This is a genomic window from Rhizobium rhizogenes NBRC 13257 (assembly GCF_000696095.1).
In the GTDB taxonomy this organism is placed as follows: domain Bacteria; phylum Pseudomonadota; class Alphaproteobacteria; order Rhizobiales; family Rhizobiaceae; genus Rhizobium; species Rhizobium rhizogenes.
The window spans coordinates 643,160-659,650 of record NZ_BAYX01000001.1 but is presented as its reverse complement, the minus strand read 5'-3'; the positions used below and the strand labels follow the sequence as shown (position 1 = coordinate 659,650).

The 16,491-nt window shown below is 61.0% G+C and carries 13 protein-coding genes; 6 read left to right on the top strand and 7 right to left on the bottom strand.

Going from position 1 to position 16,491, the window contains the following annotated elements; all coding sequences use genetic code 11:
* Positions 1-47: 47 nt before the first annotated feature.
* The 3 genes from RRH01S_RS03165 to RRH01S_RS03155 all read left to right on the top strand — a co-directional run bounded on the left by RRH01S_RS03165 (position 48) and on the right by RRH01S_RS03155 (position 3,272).
* On the top strand, positions 48-1,523 hold the full coding sequence (locus RRH01S_RS03165) for a YcjX family GTP-binding protein (RefSeq protein ID WP_012651601.1): 1,476 nt from the start codon (positions 48-50) through the stop codon (positions 1,521-1,523).
* Positions 1,520-2,608 carry a YcjF family protein gene (locus tag RRH01S_RS03160; RefSeq protein WP_012651602.1) on the top strand — a complete coding sequence of 363 codons (1,089 nt, stop codon included), beginning with the start codon at positions 1,520-1,522 and terminating at the stop codon, positions 2,606-2,608. The genes RRH01S_RS03165 and RRH01S_RS03160 overlap by 4 nt, the downstream gene beginning before the upstream one ends.
* Before the next feature lie 112 nt (positions 2,609-2,720).
* Positions 2,721-3,272, top strand: coding sequence for a hypothetical protein (locus tag RRH01S_RS03155; protein ID WP_012651603.1), 552 nt, complete (start codon positions 2,721-2,723; stop codon positions 3,270-3,272).
* 64 nt (positions 3,273-3,336) lie between these two features.
* Here RRH01S_RS03155 and folK read toward each other — a convergent pair whose 3' ends face one another.
* The 3 genes from folK to folP are packed head-to-tail and all read right to left on the bottom strand — an operon-like array spanning position 3,337 to position 5,079.
* Positions 3,337-3,855, bottom strand: coding sequence for a 2-amino-4-hydroxy-6-hydroxymethyldihydropteridine diphosphokinase (folK, locus tag RRH01S_RS03150; protein ID WP_012651604.1), 519 nt, complete (start codon positions 3,853-3,855; stop codon positions 3,337-3,339).
* On the bottom strand, positions 3,848-4,210 hold the full coding sequence (gene folB / locus RRH01S_RS03145; RefSeq protein WP_007696397.1) for a dihydroneopterin aldolase: 363 nt from the start codon (positions 4,208-4,210) through the stop codon (positions 3,848-3,850). The genes folK and folB overlap by 8 nt, the downstream gene beginning before the upstream one ends.
* Positions 4,211-4,215: 5 nt before the next feature.
* Complete coding sequence (gene folP, locus RRH01S_RS03140) at positions 4,216-5,079, bottom strand: dihydropteroate synthase (RefSeq protein WP_037218526.1); 864 nt, start codon at positions 5,077-5,079, stop codon at positions 4,216-4,218.
* Between the two features lie 102 nt (positions 5,080-5,181).
* Here folP and RRH01S_RS03135 point away from each other — a divergent pair, with 102 nt between their 5' ends.
* Positions 5,182-5,802 (top strand): DUF922 domain-containing Zn-dependent protease, encoded by a 621-nt coding sequence (locus tag RRH01S_RS03135; RefSeq protein ID WP_012651606.1) that lies wholly within the window; start codon positions 5,182-5,184, stop codon positions 5,800-5,802.
* A gap of 374 nt (positions 5,803-6,176) precedes the next feature.
* On the opposite strand, the gene RRH01S_RS03130 is transcribed toward RRH01S_RS03135, so the two are convergent.
* Together RRH01S_RS03130 and RRH01S_RS03125 are read right to left on the bottom strand one after the other, a co-directional pair.
* Positions 6,177-6,497 carry a 2Fe-2S iron-sulfur cluster-binding protein gene (locus RRH01S_RS03130; protein WP_012651607.1) on the bottom strand — a complete coding sequence of 107 codons (321 nt, stop codon included), beginning with the start codon at positions 6,495-6,497 and terminating at the stop codon, positions 6,177-6,179.
* A 149-nt stretch (positions 6,498-6,646) separates the two neighbouring features.
* Positions 6,647-7,015, bottom strand: coding sequence for an Hpt domain-containing protein (locus tag RRH01S_RS03125; RefSeq protein ID WP_007696404.1), 369 nt, complete (start codon positions 7,013-7,015; stop codon positions 6,647-6,649).
* A gap of 493 nt (positions 7,016-7,508) precedes the next feature.
* Between RRH01S_RS03125 and RRH01S_RS03120 the strand changes: the two genes are divergently transcribed.
* Both RRH01S_RS03120 and RRH01S_RS03115 read left to right on the top strand, forming a co-directional pair.
* Complete coding sequence (locus tag RRH01S_RS03120) at positions 7,509-14,186, top strand: apolipoprotein A-IV repeat region-like domain-containing protein (protein WP_012651608.1); 6,678 nt, start codon at positions 7,509-7,511, stop codon at positions 14,184-14,186.
* A gap of 167 nt (positions 14,187-14,353) precedes the next feature.
* Positions 14,354-14,920 (top strand): hypothetical protein, encoded by a 567-nt coding sequence (locus RRH01S_RS03115; RefSeq protein WP_037218529.1) that lies wholly within the window; start codon positions 14,354-14,356, stop codon positions 14,918-14,920.
* Positions 14,921-14,947: 27 nt separating this feature from the next.
* Here RRH01S_RS03115 and RRH01S_RS03110 read toward each other — a convergent pair whose 3' ends face one another.
* Together RRH01S_RS03110 and RRH01S_RS03105 are read right to left on the bottom strand one after the other, a co-directional pair.
* Positions 14,948-15,829, bottom strand: coding sequence for an alpha/beta fold hydrolase (locus RRH01S_RS03110; RefSeq protein ID WP_042469914.1), 882 nt, complete (start codon positions 15,827-15,829; stop codon positions 14,948-14,950).
* A gap of 186 nt (positions 15,830-16,015) precedes the next feature.
* Complete coding sequence (locus tag RRH01S_RS03105; protein WP_012651610.1) at positions 16,016-16,345, bottom strand: RcnB family protein; 330 nt, start codon at positions 16,343-16,345, stop codon at positions 16,016-16,018.
* Between the last annotated feature and the right edge of the window lie 146 nt (positions 16,346-16,491).

Here is a 16,491-nt window from a genome sequence, read left to right as displayed (position 1 = left end):
CATTGCTTCCTATATTGACGACCACGCTGTCATTCAGGGATCCCGCCTTGCCGCCAAGCCTGACCTCCTTCACGGACGACGCCCGGATCGCCTTCGACAACCTCGTCGACCGCACAACCGGCCTCGTCAATCCGACCATTCGTCTTGGCGTCACCGGCCTGTCGCGCTCGGGCAAGACCGTCTTCATCTCCTCTCTCGTACACAATCTCCTGAACGGCGGACGACTGCCGCTGTTCGAGCCGGTGCAATCCGGCCGCGTCTCTGCCGTTCGCCTGGAACCGCAGCCGGACGACGCCGTGCCGCGCTTCCAGTATGAGGATCACATCCGCGCGCTGGTGAAGGAGCGTATCTGGCCGGATTCGACGCGGGCGATCTCGGAATTGCGCATCACGCTGGATTATCAGAGCGCCAGCGGCTGGAACCGGCTGTTCTCGCCCGGACGCCTTTCCATCGATATCGTCGATTATCCCGGCGAATGGCTGCTCGATCTGCCGCTGCTCGCCAAGGATTACCGCACCTTCAGCGAGGAAACGCTGGCGCTGGCGCAGACTGGCGTGCGCGCCGAACTCTCTCAAAAATGGCTGGCGCTGACGCAAGCGACCGAGATTGCCGCACCAGCGGATGAAATGACGGCGCGCGACCTCGCCACCGCCTTTGCCGACTATCTCAAGGCCTGCAAATCCGACGAGCGCTCGCTATCGACCTTGCCGCCCGGCCGCTTCCTGCTTCCCGGCGATCTCGACGGCTCGCCGGCGCTCACTTTCGCTCCGTTGATACCGGCGAGTGAAACGATCGCGCAGAAGGGCTCGCTCTGGGCAATGATGGAGCGACGCTACGAGGCCTATAAATCCGTCGTGGTCAAACCCTTCTTCCGCGAACATTTCGCCCGGCTGGACCGGCAGATCGTGCTTGTCGACGCGTTGCAGGCGATCAACCGCGGTCCGGAAGCAGTGCAGGATCTGGAGCGCGCATTAACCGATGTGCTTGCCTGTTTCCGTCCCGGCACCAATTCCTTGCTATCGTCCCTGCTCGGCCGCCGCATCGACCGTGTGCTGGTCGCCGCGACCAAGGCAGATCACCTCCATCACGAAAGCCATGACCGGCTGGAAGCCCTCACGCGCCGCCTGGTGGAACGGGCCATCGACCGCATCGGCATGGCCGGCGCCGGCATCGACGTCATGGCGATCGCCTCCGTTCGCGCCACGCGCGAAGCGACGGTGAAACGCGACGGCCATACCCTGCCAGTCATCGTCGGGACGCCCATGGATGGAGAAACGATCGGCGACGAGCGTTTCGACGGCAATCGCAAGACGGCGGTCTTTCCCGGCGACCTGCCGGAAAATCCGCAATGGCTGTTCGATGCGCTTGACCCCGGCGCGACAAATGTCCATCTGCCCGAGGTGAACGTGGTCCGCTTCCGTCCACCAGAACTGGACGAGACCGGCGGCGGCATCAAACTCTCCGTGCCGCATATCCGCCTCGACCGCGCCATGCAGTTCCTGTTCGGAGACCGCCTCGCATGACGAAGCCGACAGAAGACGATCCAAAGGGTATTTCCCGCCGTCCCGCTGCCTTTTCGCTGGAGCAGGAGGCGTCAAGGGAAGGTGCCCACACCAAAACGACAGCAGAGACGCCGCGCCGCAAGCCGCAGAGCTTCGACACTGAGATCGTTCTAACGCCGGATGAGGAAGACCCTTTCCTCAATCCCGCCCTGACAGCATCGGATGCAGAAGCCGCCATTGCCGCACCGCGCCGCCGCAGATTCTCCTTCGGCAAGGTCGCCCTCAGCGCCTTCGGCATTCTCGTGTCGCTCGCCTTTGGCCTGTGGACCGATGAATTGATTCGCAATCTGTTCAGCCGCGCCGACTGGCTGGGCTATACGGCATTGACTGTGCTCGCCATCGGCATCCTTGCGGTCCTTGCCATCGTCGTGCGTGAAACGGCCGGCATGATGCGGCTAGCGGCGGTGCAGACCATCAAGGCGGAAGCAGACGCCGCCGTTGTCGAGACGCGCCCGGCGCGCGCGAAAGCGCTGGTCCAGCGTCTCTGCACTCTCCTCGAAGCCAATCCGGCAACGGCAAAGGGTCGCGCCACGTTGAAAGCCGCCGAAGACGATATCATCGACGCGCCGCACCTCATCGACCTTGCCGAACGCGAACTGCTCGGCCCGCTCGACCGCAGCGCCCGCGTGCTCATTCTCGGCGCGTCAAAACGCGTCTCCGTCGTCACCGCCGTCAGCCCACGCGCGCTAGTGGATATTCTCTACGTCCTCTACGAATCAGCCAAATTGGTCCGCGCCATGGCGGAGCTTTATGGCGGCAGGCCCGGCGGGCTCGGCATGCTCAAGCTGATGCGAGATGTGCTCGCCCACCTCGCCGTAACCGGCTCCATCGCCGTTGGCGACAGCATCGTACAGCAGTTGATCGGCCATGGCCTGGCCTCGAAACTCTCGGCTCGACTGGGCGAAGGCGTCGTCAACGGCATGATGACAGCACGCATCGGCATCGCCGCCATGGATCTCTGCCGACCCCTGTCCTTCAAGGCATTGAAGCGGCCCGGGATCGGTGATTTCGTCGGTGATCTCGCCCCGAATATCACCGGCCGCTGAATGTCGTAGATGCCCGCAAAAGCGGCTTTCTCCTGCATAAGAAACCAAGCATTAACCATTCTAAGGCAAAAGTGGACATCAGTTTCAGGTTCCTCTTCGTTAGGGAATGTCCATGTTTTCGCGCCAGTTTCTTCTTGTTAGCGGCTTTGCCGCCGCGGCCCTTTCCTTAGGTGCCTGGGTACATTCAGCCGATGCTGGATCCCGTGATAAGGCCTTCTTCCAGTCCGTCGCCGGCTCCTGGCGCGGCCCGGGCGAAATCGTCGCCGGCAAATACAAGGGCACGAAGTTCACTTGCAATCTGACAGGTCAGGCGCTCGACAGCGGCACGACCGGCGTCAAGCTCGACGGCACCTGCCGCGTCGGCGTCTTCCAGCAGCCGATGTCGGCCGAAATCACCCAGAATGGCGGCAGCTATAATGGCAAGTTCCTGGACGGGGCGGCAGGCAAGGGCCTCGACATCACATCAGGCACGGTCAGCGACGGTACGGTTGTCCTCGGCCTCAACCGCCAGAAGCTGAACGGTGCCATGATCGCCCGCGTTACCGACAACAAGTCGATGAACGTCACGATCTCGGTCAAGGTCGGCGAACAGATGGTGCCGGTGATCGGCGTCACGCTACAGCGCGCCGATGTTGACCAGATGGCCGTGGGCTCGATCCAGTAAGATACTGGCCTATCGTTATTCATGAAAAAGCCGGCATTGATATGCCGGCTTTTTGTTTCCCAGTTCAGACCGAACGCCACCAGTCGCGGTTTTCATCGGCGATCTCGATCCCCTGCACGTCCACTGCGCCCAGCCAATCCTTCACCGCTCGTCCCTTGACCAAGAGGTCGGCGGCAAAATCCGCAAGCGGCATCAGCACAAAGCCCCGTTCTGTCATGCGCGGATGCGGGATCGTCAGCAGTGGTTCGACCTGCTCGATATCGCCATAGGTCAGAACATCGATGTCGATCGTGCGCGGCCCCCAGCGCTCCAGGCGCACCCGCTTCATCTCGCGCTCGATATTCAGGCAGACATCGAGCAGTGCTTCCGGCGGCAACGTCGTATCGATAGCGGCGCAGGAATTATAGAAGAAGGATTGATCGGTCTTACCCCATGGCGGCGTACGATAGACCCGCGACACCGCGGCAACACGGCAATCATCGCGCGCGTCCAGCGTCCGCAAGGCAAGCGCCATGGCCCGCACGGGATTGTCGAGGTTGCCGCCGAGGCCGAGAGTGGCGCGCGAAAAACCAGCTTCAGGCAAAGTGTTCAACGCTCACCTGCACATAATCAAGAACGCCCGGAACCGGCGCATTCGGCTTGCGCACGGTGATCTTCGCCCGACGGATGTTCGGAAACCGCCGACACAGTTCCTTGGCGACGTCGAGCGCCAGCGCCTCGATCAGATAGCGGCGGCGGCCGGTGACGATTTCCTCGATGACGCTGAAGGCGATGCCGTAATTGACGGTATCGCCGATCGAATCCCGATCCAGCGCATCGCCGCCATCGACATCAAGTTCGGCATCGACGAAGAAGCGCTGGCCGAGGAACTCCTCTTCATCATGCACGCCATGGCGGGCAAAGAAGGCACAGTTCTGAAGGGTGATGGTGTAGATCATATCGCTTATGGCGTCCTGCCGCCTAATTTCGCCCGTGTCCTAAGGATAGCATCCGCGACCGCCAGTGCATCCCTGTTAATTGCGACATTGTGTACCCGAAAAATCGCGGCGCCCTGCAAACGCAATATGGCGCTGGTCGCCGCCGTCCCCACATCACGATCGGACGCATCGCGCCCGGTGACGGCGCCGACAAAACGCTTGCGCGATGTGCCGGCCAGCAGGGGCAATTCGAAGCGCAGCAGCGCGGTGAAGCGCGCCATCAGCTCCAGATTCTCCTCGGTATCCTTGGCAAAACCGAAGCCGGGATCGAGTACGATATTCTGCTTGTCCACACCAGCCGCAGCGGCGATATCGAGTGATCGGCTCAAAAACAGCACCTGGTCGTCGATAACATCAGTAAGTTTCTGTCGGTCGCGGCCGGTGTGCATGATGCAGAGCCCCGCGCCCGTCTGCGCCGCCAATGCGGCGATCTCCGGCTCACGCTGCAGACCGAAGACGTCGTTGACGATATGGGCGCCGGCGCCAATCGCCAGCCGTGCCGTATCGGCGCGATAGGTGTCGATGGAGATCAGCGCATCCGTCTTGCCACGCAGCGCCTCGATGACCGGCAGTACCCGCCCCTGCTCTTCCGTGGCACTGACGGCGTCCGCGTTCGGCTTGGTCGACTCCCCACCGATATCGATGATATCAGCACCCTCCTCGACGCAGGCAAGCGCATGGGCGACCGCCGCATCGACAGCCTCATAGTGGCCGCCGTCGGAAAAGGAATCCGGCGTCACGTTGACGATCGCCATGATAACGCTGTGCTCGCCAAGGTCGAGCCTGCGCCCGTGTGCGACATGCCAACTATGGCTGCGAAGCTCCGTCACGAACCGTCCATCCCATTGAAAATGAAAAAACCTCGCGCCCGATATTGCGCTCGCAGTGGCTATGCCGCAAGCTTGATCGAAGTTCAACTGGTAGCAGCATGAATGCCGTTTGCATCCCGCCACATCCGCGTTCCGATCATCCTGTTGCTTCTGTGCGGCATTTGCGATGTGGCGAAAGCGGAGGTGATCGCCCGCAAATCCGTCTCCTATTTCGACATCAAGGGCAATAGCGCCGATACGCTCGACGCGGCGCTGAATGCGCGCGGGCCGGTTGCCATGGGCTCCAGCAGCCATCATCCAGGGGCCACAAAAATCCGCTTCGGCGGCAATGCGACCTATGAGCAAAGAGACGGGCGTTGCCATATCGCCGGCGTCAAGATCACGGTCGATACCGAAATCATCCTGCCGCGCTGGCGCGACCGCCGAAATGCAAGCCGGCAACTGTCAATGATCTGGGACACGCTCTCGGACGACATTCGACGCCACGAGGACCGGCATGTGGATATCGCACGCCAGCATGCACGCCGGATGGAACAAGGAATCCTCGCTCTACGGCCGGCCAGGGATTGCGATACGCTGCAGGACAGGGCAAACGACGTCACCGCCCGGGAAACCGAGCTTCATGACAAGGACCAGGCTCGATTCGACCGAATCGAAGCAATGAATTTCCAGAATCGCATGCAGCGACTGCTGACCTATCGCAGTCAGCGGCGTGGGGAATAAGAGCCGCCGAGGCGGTTTTCCACCAAAATCACGCTTTAATCACAGCCACCTGTGTGAAAACTGTCACTATTAGCTGTGAATCGTTCACCGGTTTTGCTCTTTGAACTTTACGAGAATCTAAAACAGGTTCTTCCTAGTAGTCACAGCGCTGATCCGATTCTGGCGGATCGAAATGAGAAAAAGAAAAAGCTTTTCGCATAGACCTGTCAGAGTTCTATTCTTGAATGCACATATCCAGGTGTTCTCCTGGCGCGTCCTGAAACCACAGGTGTTTCCTCCCTTGCCTGTTGGTGATGCGCCCGCCTTGCCTCGCTCGCTGCGACAAGCTGAGCGAGGCATCTTTTTGCCAACAGCATGGAAAGATCGCCTGTTTATCAGGCCTGACGTTCGGGAACGTGCACGACGAGACCGTCGAGCGCCTGCGTCATCTTGATCTGACAGGAAAGCCGCGAGCTCGGACGGACGTCGAAAGCGAAGTCCAGCATGTCTTCTTCCATCGGCGCCGGACCGCCGACCTTCTCCACCCAGTTATCATCGACATAGACATGACAGGTGGCACAAGCACAGGCGCCGCCGCATTCGGCATCAACGCCAGGAACGGAGTTGCGAACAGCATTCTCCATCACTGTAGAGCCATCGTCGGCATTGAGGTCAAAACGCGTGCCGTCGAAAGCGACGATGGTCAGTTTGGTCATGTGAATGAATTCCGGTATTCGTGTGTGAAGGATGATCCGGAATTTTTCTTCCACCAATTCCCGGAGGCAGTCAACATTAGCGCCGCCGAAACGGCGGAAACCGTTTGGCGGCGCAATGACGAGAATCCTTGGTTTCCGGCCGTCTCAGGTCAACGCGACAGCTTGAGAATGAAATTCTCAGCCTCGATGACGCTGGCGGTCACCGTCGCCATGCAGGAGGCGTCACCCGCCTTGTTCTCCAGTGCGCTGGCGGCATCGGCTACTTTAAAGGCGCCAACCGCACTGGCAGCTCCCTTAAGCTTGTGCGACGCGGCCCTTACACGCTTGCCGTCGCCGCTGCTGATTTCCTGCAGACAGGAGCGCGCCTGCCGGGCAAACATCTGGAGCACTTCCACTTCCAGTGCCTTGTCGCCCATCGTCTGCTTCGCCAGATGAACCAGGTCGATCGCCCGCTCCCGCGACGGCGCCGCGCCCCGCGAATTATCCGGGGCTTCGAACGCGATATTCAATGCTGCCATGTGCCAACTCTCCCGTCTTATATATCTATGACTTCTTAGGGATCTGCCGCATGCTTGCGGCCTGCTGATGGCCATCGAGTTAAATTTTGGCACATTCAGGGCGCAAATCTCGCGACATGGTTAATGCGCGTTAAACATGGCTGAATTATTAGACTTTCGCCCGGTTCCTCGGGTAAAAAATGTTAACAATAGCTTAATGTCGTGATGAGCCGGCAGTGGAATTAATTGTCACGCCTAGGGGAATGTGTCACTACGATACTGTTAAATTGGGTTTATGGCACACGCCTTTGCCCAAGGAGTGGATAGTGGTAATGTTTTCATACCATCCGTTTGATAAAGCGGGTATCCACCCTGAAATGTAATGGGAAATCCATCTCGACAGCAGTCGAAGACGGGTGACCTCGCGGGAGGCAGGGTTCGTCTTTTCCGGACGTGGCGGATTTTCCGGAAAAGACACGGCAGGCCCGATTGAGTTGTAACGAGGCGTAACCGTATGGCGAACAAAAAGTACATCGAGTCGATCGAGGACAAAGCCTTTCAGGCATTGGACGAAGCTTTACAGATCGATTTCAGTGAGGATAGCTTGGAGTCTCGCGGCGGATCAACGCCAGATGCCCCGGAGGCAATAGTGTCTGAGCCATCGAATCCGCCTGCAACACAGTCCCAGGAAGATACGGCCCGCAAGGCAGCCGCAGCGCGCAGCGCGACCGCAGCAGCGGCCCGCCCGGCCGAAGCGCCGAAAGGCCCGGTTTTTGCTCCGGCCAACGACGCCAACCGCGCCAGCCCGGCGAGCATCCTGAAAGCTCTCGACGGCGGTTCCCAAAGCAATGCCGTTCGCAACGCCACGATCGTTTCGCTGTTCTGGATCATCGGGGGCGCCGGGCTCGCTTTCCTGCTGTACGGCGATCAGATCCGCAACATCCGCACGATTGCCGATCTCGCCGCCCTTCCCGGCGTCATTGCCTGTATCATTGGCATCGTCGTTCCTGTCCTTCTTTTCTACGCCTTCGGCATGATGATTTCGCGCGCCCAGGATATGCGCAACGCCGCCCGCTCCATGGCTGAGGTGGCATTGCGCCTCGTCGAGCCCGAAACCGTCGCCTCCGAACGCATCATGACCGTCGGCCAGGCCGTGCGCCGCGAAGTCTCGGCCATGAACGAAGGCATCGAGCGGACGATTGCCCGCGCCACCGAGCTCGAGACGCTGGTTCACACTGAAGTCAACGCGCTGGAGCGCAGCTACGCCGATAACGAGCTGCGCGTGCGCGGCCTTGTGCATGAACTTGGCTCCGAACGCGACGCGATCGTCAACCACGCCGAACGCATTCGTTCGTCAATCGTTGGCGTGCATGAACAGATCCGCGAAGACCTGTCGCTGGCGACCGAGGAAATCGCCGTGCGCCTGTCGACCTCCGGCGAGGCTTTCGCCTCGATGATCGACACACGCGCCGCCACGCTGATGGAGACATCCGATGCCGCCGTGGAGGCACTTGGCACTCTGCTGTCCGCCAAGACCGACAGCCTGCTGCAGAACCTCAATGCCTCCGGTTTCGCACTGAGCCAGGAATTTGACTCGCGGCTTGAATCTCTGTCTTCGACCCTGGCCGAACGCGGCAAGGAACTCGTGGGACAGTTCGAGACCCGCGCATCGACGCTCGATGCCAATACCGAGAAGCTCAATACTGCGCTCAACGAACGTGCACGCCAGCTCAACGAAACGCTGGTCGCCCGCACCCGCGAAATCAGCGAGAGCCTGACCGGCAGCGAACGCTCGATCACCGGAACGCTGGATGCCGTCCTCTCTAAGCTGAACAGCAGCCTCGACGAAAAGGGCGCGAGCTTCCGCCAGAGCCTTCAGTCGACCGCCGACGATACCATCATGGATATCGATCTTCGCTCCGGCTTCTTCGAGGAGCGCTTCCAGTCGACGGTTGCGCATCTTTCGACCACCTTCGACGAACGCGTCTCCGAATTCACCTCCGCCTTTGACAAGCGCGCCGGCTCGCTGGACAGCAAGCTGTCGGAAAGCCTGGCACGGATCAACGAGACACTGGGCAGCGGCTCGGATGCCATTGACGGCATTCTGACCTCCAGCATCGAGCGCCTTGGCTCGTCGCTGAACGACCAGTCCTTCGCGCTGGCAACGACGTTTGCGACAGGACAGGAAGTTCTGGAAAGCGCGATCGGCGATAGGGCCGGCGCCTTCACGTCCGCAGTGCAGGGCGTGGCACGCGATGTCTCGACGGTCCTCAAGACCGGCACGGATGAGCTCACTTCGGCCTTTGCCGGCCGCTCCGCCGAACTGACCGACACGCTCGCGACCCATTCCAGCGAGTTCACCAAAACCGTGCAGACGGCCACCACCGACATCTCCTCTGCCCTCAACAAGGGCACGAGCGAGCTGACCAATACCTTCCTCGGCCGCGCCAACGAGATCAACAACACCCTGTCTGCCCGCACGAGCGAAATCACCCAGGCACTAGGCTCCGCGCATGAGCATGTCGACGCCGTCATGGCCGAGCGCAGCAGCGCGCTGTTCGGCGCCCTCTCCGACCACCAGACGCGCTTCGAGCAGTCTCTGGCAGACCGCTCGGCAGGCATCATCAACGCCGTCAGCGGCACGCATGAAAACCTGACATCGGCCCTCGATGAGCGCACGTCGAAGCTGACAAGTTCGCTTGCCGAAAGCCAAGTTCGTCTCGAAAACACGCTCGCAAGCCGCGCCGACACCTTTGCGAATACCGTCGCCGACACCCATAGCAAGCTCGCAGACACGCTGGACGACAAGGCCATGGCCCTTGCCATCGCGCTCTCTGATGGTCAGTCACGGATCGAAGACACGCTGAACAACCGTGCCGAGCTCCTGACGAGCACATTGGCCGACACGCACGCCAAGATCGCCGATACGCTTGACGATAAGGCAATGTCGCTGGCTATCGCACTCTCCGATGGCCAATCGCGCATTGAAGACACCTTGAACAGCCGCACCGAGAGCCTGACCAGCACGCTGGCCGACACTCACAGCAAGATTGCCGATACGCTTGACGACAAAGCCATGGCGCTTGCCATTGCGCTCTCTGAGAGCCAGGCACGGCTGGACGACACCGTCGCTGGCCATGCCGAAGCGGTTGCCAATACGCTGGATGGCAAGACCAAGGCGCTCGCCGCCGCATTGACCCACGGCCAGTCGCGCCTTGAGGAAACGCTGGCTCATCGCGCCGAAGCGATCACCAACGCCTTCTCAGGCAACCACAACGCCGTTGCCGACACGCTGGATCAGAAGGCCGTCGCCCTGGCTGCCTCGCTCGCCGATACGCAGGCGCGCCTGGAAAATTCGCTTTCCAGCCGTATGGATGCACTCGCCAATACGGTCGCCGGCACGCATGACAAGATCGTCGGCAGCCTCGACGACAAGACGCTGGCGCTTGCCATCGCACTGTCCGACAACCAGGCCCGGATCGAGGAAACGCTGGCAAACAGCGCGGAAGCAATCACCCAGTCGATCAACCACGGCCATGCCGCGCTGACCGACACGCTCGACGACAAGAGCATGGCATTCGCCATCTCGCTCGCCGAAAACCAAAGCCGCTTCGAAAGCACGCTGGAAGCCCGGGCCAATGCCCTGCTCGACAGCGTTTCCGGCGCGGAATCTCGTGTTGCCGGTGCCTTCGGCGACAAGGCCGACGCCATTCGCGCTGCCTACACCGAAAATCAGGAGCGCCTCGACCGTTCGCTCAGCGCTCATACCGACGCGCTCTCAGGTCTGCTCGGCAGCAGCAGCGACCGTCTCGAAACCGTCGTCGGCGGCTCTGCCGAACGGGTTGAAAAGGCGCTCGGCGCCGGCCTGTCACAGATGGATGAGAACCTTGCTTCCGCCTATGAGCGCATGCGCTCCACTTTGGACGATCGCAGCAACGCCATCAGCGTGACGCTCCGCGACGCCCATGCCCAGATCGACAATACCCTTATGGAACAGGCGACTGCGATCGGAACTTCGATCGCCACAAGCGCCAGCATGCTGGAAATGTCGCTCGAAGATCGCGAAGCTTCGCTGCGCCAGACCATCGATGCCAGCGCAAAGACGCTTGAAGAGCGGCTGCACAGCGGCGCCGGCGATATTGCCGGCCGCATCCAGCAGGCAGCCGGCGATATTGAGCGTTCGGCCGCGAGCTTCTCGACCAACCTCAACCAGTCGGTCGACGGCATGACCAGCCGTTTCGCCGAGACCGGCTCGCGCGTCGAAGCCAGCCTGTCCGCTCTCGAAAATCGTATCCATGAAGGCGTCGGCGGCGTTGCCGCCCAGGTCGATGCCGCCGGCAACCGTCTGTCCGACACGCTGGCAAGCGGCGCTGCGCGCATCGACAGCAGCGGCGGCGATGCAGCGACGCGCCTCACCTCCGCACTCGACGAGCGTCTGGCAACCTTGGCCGAAGCACTCGACAGCCGTACGACCCATCTGAACCAAGCACTCGAAAGCGGCAGTGCCCGCATCGAAGAACGCCTGTCGACCATGGACCGCGCGCTGAACGTCGGCCTCGAAGCCGTCAACCGCACCATCGAAGGCAAGGCCACCAACCTCGCCACGACGCTGCGCACCGCCGTCGCCGACGCTGCCCAGGGCATGGACAGCGAAGCCACACGCACGGCCGATCTGCTTGCCCGCACAGGCCAGCAATTCGCTGACGACCTCGGCAACCACAGCGATGCCTTCACCCGCGTTATGAGCGAGCGTTCGGAAGAAATCGTCGGCCGCGTCTCCGAAACGCATAATCGCCTGGCAAGCCAGGCCGCCGCCGTCGCTCAGACCTTCTCGGAAGCCGGCAACGCGATCGTCAACAAGGTTGCCGAAGCCGAAACCCTGGTCGGCAACCAGGTCAACGCCATCTCGCAGGCCCTGTCTTCCGCCGAACAGTCGCTGGAAGCCCGTGGCTCTGCCATCCGCAACACGCTTGCCGGCGGCAGCGAGCAGATCGCCTCCACCATGGCGCAGGTCGAGCGCGCGCTCGACGAACGCAGCAACGCGATCCGCTCCAACCTGGAAGAGCGCGCCAACGAGATCAATGCGACGCTTGCCGATGTCGACAAGGCTCTGGAAGCCCGCGGCACCTCGATCCGTACCTCGCTCGATGAGCGTACTCGCGAGCTCAACTCCATGCTTGCCGGCCGCTCCACCGAACTGTCGCGTCTGATCGACGAAAAGGCTCGCCCGATCGTAGACCGCTACGCCGCAACCGGCCAGGAAGCAGCAGCGCTGATCTCGCAGGCCGCCCAGGAAAGCACCGACCGCCTGCGTGCGGAAAATGCAGCCCTGATCGATGCCATCGCGTCGCGCACCAACGATACGCTGGCGGCAATCTCCGCCCGCACCGAACATGCCGCCAATACCGTCAGCTCGCTGGAGAACAACCTGCTTGCCAGCGTCAACGGCATCATCGAACGGCTGGCCGACAACAACTCGACCATCGTCGGCATGCTGAACAACGCTACGCAGGAGTTCGCTGCTGTCGACGATCGCCTCAGTGCCACCTCGGCGCAGTTCGCCGACTCCGCATCAAAGGCCGGAGAGATGGTCTCCGCTTCGACCCGTCTCCTCGAAGGCAAGGTCGACAAGCTCGCAGACGTCTCCGGCAAGACACTGTCACAGGTCGGCGGTATCATCGGTCGCTTCGACGAGCATTCCAAGGTGCTGACGCAGGCGTCCCAGCTTCTGGGTGCTGCGCAATCGAACCTGGTCTCGACGCTGGAAGAACGCGAAACCGCGCTGCAGAACCTATCCATCGGACTGGTGCAGCGCTCGGAAGAGATCGAAAACACCATGCGCGCCCTCGGCAGCATGGTGGAGACCGCCTTCGACCGCGCCGAGCAGCGCTCCAACCAGGTCACCGGCAATCTGCGCCAGGGCGTGCAGTCCTCCTTCGCCGATATCGGCCGCGTTCTTTCCGAAGCGGAAAAGCGCGCCGAAGAAGCAGCAGAGACCATGCGCGGCACGCTGCAGAAGGCCGGCGAAGAAGCTAACCAGTCCATCGAAAGCACATTCGCCAACGCCGAGCGCCGCTCGGGCGATCTGACGAACCGTCTTCGTGGTGGCCTCTCGGCTTCGATCGCCGATGTCGAACAGATGCTCTCCGAAGCCGGCAAGTCCTCGGACGGTGCCGCTCAGCAGCTACGCGAAACGCTGCGTGTTGCCGTCGACGACGCCGTCGGCCGCTTCTCCGGCGCGACCGATGAAATCCGCCGCTCGGCGGGCGACATTCGCCGGGAGCTCGACCTCACCCGCAGCGAACTGAAGCGCGGTGCCTTCGACCTGCCGGAAGAAGCCAAGGAAAGTGCGGCCGCCATGCGCCGCGCCGTGGCCGAGCAGATCAAGGCCCTGCAGGACATTTCGCAGATCGTCGGTCGCTCGACGCAGCACCTCGAAATCTCCGAACCGGCCGCCCGCGCGTTGACTGAAGCACCGCCAGCCCAGCGTCCGCGCCCGGCAGCACCGGCGCCCACAGCTGCTGCTCCTGCTCCCCGGCCCCAGCAACCCGCTCCACAGGCACCCGTCGCTCAGCAGCCTGCCCCGCAACAGCCGGCTCCGCAGCCACAACAGCCCTCGATCGAGGCTCTGGGCCTGCGCGGCACCATCTCCGCCGACCGTCCGGTTGCTCCGCAGCCGCGTCCGACGGAAGCCCCAGTTCCCGCCCGCCAGGAAACGGCTGGCGGCGGCTGGATCAGTGATCTCCTGCGCGGCGCATCGCGCGATGAGGCTGCCGATCTGCAGCCGGCGCGTCAGGCGACGCCCCGCACGCAGACGGAATCGGCGCCCGCAGCACGTAATCCGCGCCATGTGGTGGAATCGCTGAACTCGCTCTCGGTCGACATCGCCCGCGCCATTGACCATGACGCCTCGGTCGACCTGTGGCGCCGCTATCAGCGCGGCGAACGGGATGTCTTCACCCGTCGTCTCTACACGCTGAAGGGCCAGCAGACTTTTGACGAGATCAAGCGCAAGTACGACCGCGAACCGGAATTCCGCACCGCCGTCGATCGCTATATCGCCGACTTCGAAAAGCTTTTGGCAGACGTCGCCCGCACCGACCGCGACCGCACCGTCACCCAGTCCTACCTGACCTCCGACACCGGCAAGGTCTACACCATGCTGGCCCATGCGGCAGGTCGCCTGAACTGATTGGTCAAAGTGATAAGTGAAACAGAAAATCCCCGGTCATTGCGCCGGGGATTTTTGATTCAGGTCGGATACCCTTGCCGAAAACATAGACGGAGCAAAGCATGAGGCGTTCGGTAGCTATAGGCTTGATGCTTATCTGCGGGGCATAATTCCTTTGGAAGGCTCAGATGACGCGCGCTGCGTCGATATCGTTGGAGCCAACCCCATACAATTTAACCTATACTATGGTATGGGGCTGGGGGCTGGAGCAGCGGTTCAGCATAACGCCAATCGGAGCGCTGCTGTCCGGGCCATCCAGCGGTTGGATGGATATTTGGAAAGAGCCCTATAATTCCGGGCTCGCTCTCTACCGAACTTTGGACGGAAGAACCTACTATCTCGGTCTTTCGTATCAGCTGTTTTGGTTTCATGCCCCGTCAGAAGCCTTGGTGGCGACCTGCGACAAGCGCAACATTCCCGCCTATACCTCGCTTGGTGAGCAAATTTCAAAATTGACGGACTACAAAGCCATCGAGGCTTTGGATCCCGGAGCGCGACATCTTTTCCAATACGTCGAAACTGATCAGCGCGGGACAATTCCGAAAATGCCGCCCAACTCGAGATATTATGCCAACCTCCAATATCTGGGGAAGTTTGGATTGGTTGGAGCACAGGGTCGCGGTGATGAGGTCGGCTTCGCTCCAGCAGGCAAGGCACCCGAGCCCCGTCTTGGCCTAGACTTCTCCTGCGGATAGGCAAAGCAGCGGATCAACTTGGCAGACTTACACAAGAGAAAGCACCGCCTCCGCAAAAGCGCCCGGCGCCTCCTGCGGTAGATTATGCCCTACGCCAGCTATGATCCGGCGCTCATAAAACGCGGAGAAGTGCGCTGCATCACGGTCAACCGCTTGCGGCGGATCGACGCCGTCGTCGGCGCCCTGCAATACGATTGTCGGCACAGTGATATCGGGCTGTTTCGCCAGGCGCGCCTCAATTTCCGCGAAAGCCGGATCGCCGGCAATGCCGCCAAATCTGTGACGGTAGGAATGGATGACGACATCGACGAAATCGCGATTGTCGAAGGCGACGGCACTACGGTTAAAGGTCTCGTCGTCAAACGCCCATGTCGGAGACCATAGACGCCAGAGGAGGCGACAGAACTCACGGCGATTTGCGGCAAGTCCTGCCCTGCCGCGCTCCGAGTGGAAATAATATTGGTACCAGTAGCGAAACTCCTCCTCTGGAGAAAGCGGCGCTCCTGCCCTGGCGATGTTCTGGATATTATAGCCGGCACCGCAGCTTACCAGACCACGAACACGCTCCGGCCAGAGCGCAGCAACGATGCAAGCTGCCCTGCCGCCCCAATCATAGCCGCCGAGAATGGCGCTCTCAATCGAAAGCGCATCCATCAAGACCAGCAAATCCGCTCCAAGAGCCGCCTGCTCGCCGGAACGGGGCGTTTCCGCCAAAAGGAAGCGTGTCGGGCCGTAGCCTCGAAGAAACGGGATGATGCAACGCAGCCCCTTGCCCGCCAGTTGTCGTGCAACCTCATCATAGGCATGCACGTCGTAGGGAAAGCCATGGAGCAGCAGGACCGCAGAGCCGTCCTCCGGGCCGATCTCCTCATAGGCAACGTCGAGTACACCGGCAGCGATCTTCTTCATTGCCGCTCCTTTCATCGGGAATGGCCCGATCAAGACGACTCTTCACCATCAGACCATTGAAAACAAAGAAACCACCTGCGGCGGTCTGCTGCAAGTGGCTTTCGGCTTCGGCCTAATGCCGGCGCTACATGGAGCAAAATACGGCCCGACGGACCATCCTCCTGCACTTCCGATATCAGTCCGCGCTCAGCGTGCGTTGACCACCTTGGAGATCAAACCACTGGTCATGCCGACGAGCAGGAAGTTATTCTTGATGCGAACCCAGTGATAGCCGCGCGGCGGAGCTGAAAGGTGATGGCGGCGATAATCGACGTTGGCGGCACGATGGCGGTCGGATGCCGACAGGCGACGCCCCGTAACCCAGCCACCCTTGCGAACAACGACCTTCTTCTTGACCACGTCTTTCTTGAGGACAACAACCTGCTTGTTCGCCTGTGCTGCATTAGCCTCGGTGGCCATTGCCAGCGGCGCTGTCAGAACCGAGGCGGCGAGAAGGATGGAAAGGATTTTTCTCATTGGGACGTTTCCTCGATTCACGATCTGCAAAGGAAGCTTCTATCCCGCAAGAGATGAAGCGAAGCTGACGATTCCATTACATTTTTGTAATAAAAATTAGATGCTTGCCGGGATTTACTGATAAAATGAGTGCGACAACTCATCAA

Excerpts from the sequence above, each read along its gene's own strand:
- RRH01S_RS03160 (WP_012651602.1), top strand. The coding sequence starts at position 1,520 with ATGACGAAGCCGACAGAAGACGATCCAAAGGGTATTTCCCGCCGTCCC.
- RRH01S_RS03155 (WP_012651603.1), top strand. The coding sequence starts at position 2,721 with ATGTTTTCGCGCCAGTTTCTTCTTGTTAGCGGCTTTGCCGCCGCGGCC.
- folB (WP_007696397.1), bottom strand. The coding sequence starts at position 4,210 with ATGATCTACACCATCACCCTTCAGAACTGTGCCTTCTTTGCCCGCCAT.
- RRH01S_RS03135 (WP_012651606.1), top strand. The coding sequence starts at position 5,182 with ATGCCGTTTGCATCCCGCCACATCCGCGTTCCGATCATCCTGTTGCTT.
- RRH01S_RS03130 (WP_012651607.1), bottom strand. The coding sequence starts at position 6,497 with ATGACCAAACTGACCATCGTCGCTTTCGACGGCACGCGTTTTGACCTC.
- RRH01S_RS03125 (WP_007696404.1), bottom strand. The coding sequence starts at position 7,015 with ATGGCAGCATTGAATATCGCGTTCGAAGCCCCGGATAATTCGCGGGGC.
- RRH01S_RS03120 (WP_012651608.1), top strand. The coding sequence starts at position 7,509 with ATGGCGAACAAAAAGTACATCGAGTCGATCGAGGACAAAGCCTTTCAG.
- RRH01S_RS03115 (WP_037218529.1), top strand. The coding sequence starts at position 14,354 with ATGACGCGCGCTGCGTCGATATCGTTGGAGCCAACCCCATACAATTTA.
- RRH01S_RS03110 (WP_042469914.1), bottom strand. The coding sequence starts at position 15,829 with ATGAAGAAGATCGCTGCCGGTGTACTCGACGTTGCCTATGAGGAGATC.
- RRH01S_RS03105 (WP_012651610.1), bottom strand. The coding sequence starts at position 16,345 with ATGAGAAAAATCCTTTCCATCCTTCTCGCCGCCTCGGTTCTGACAGCG.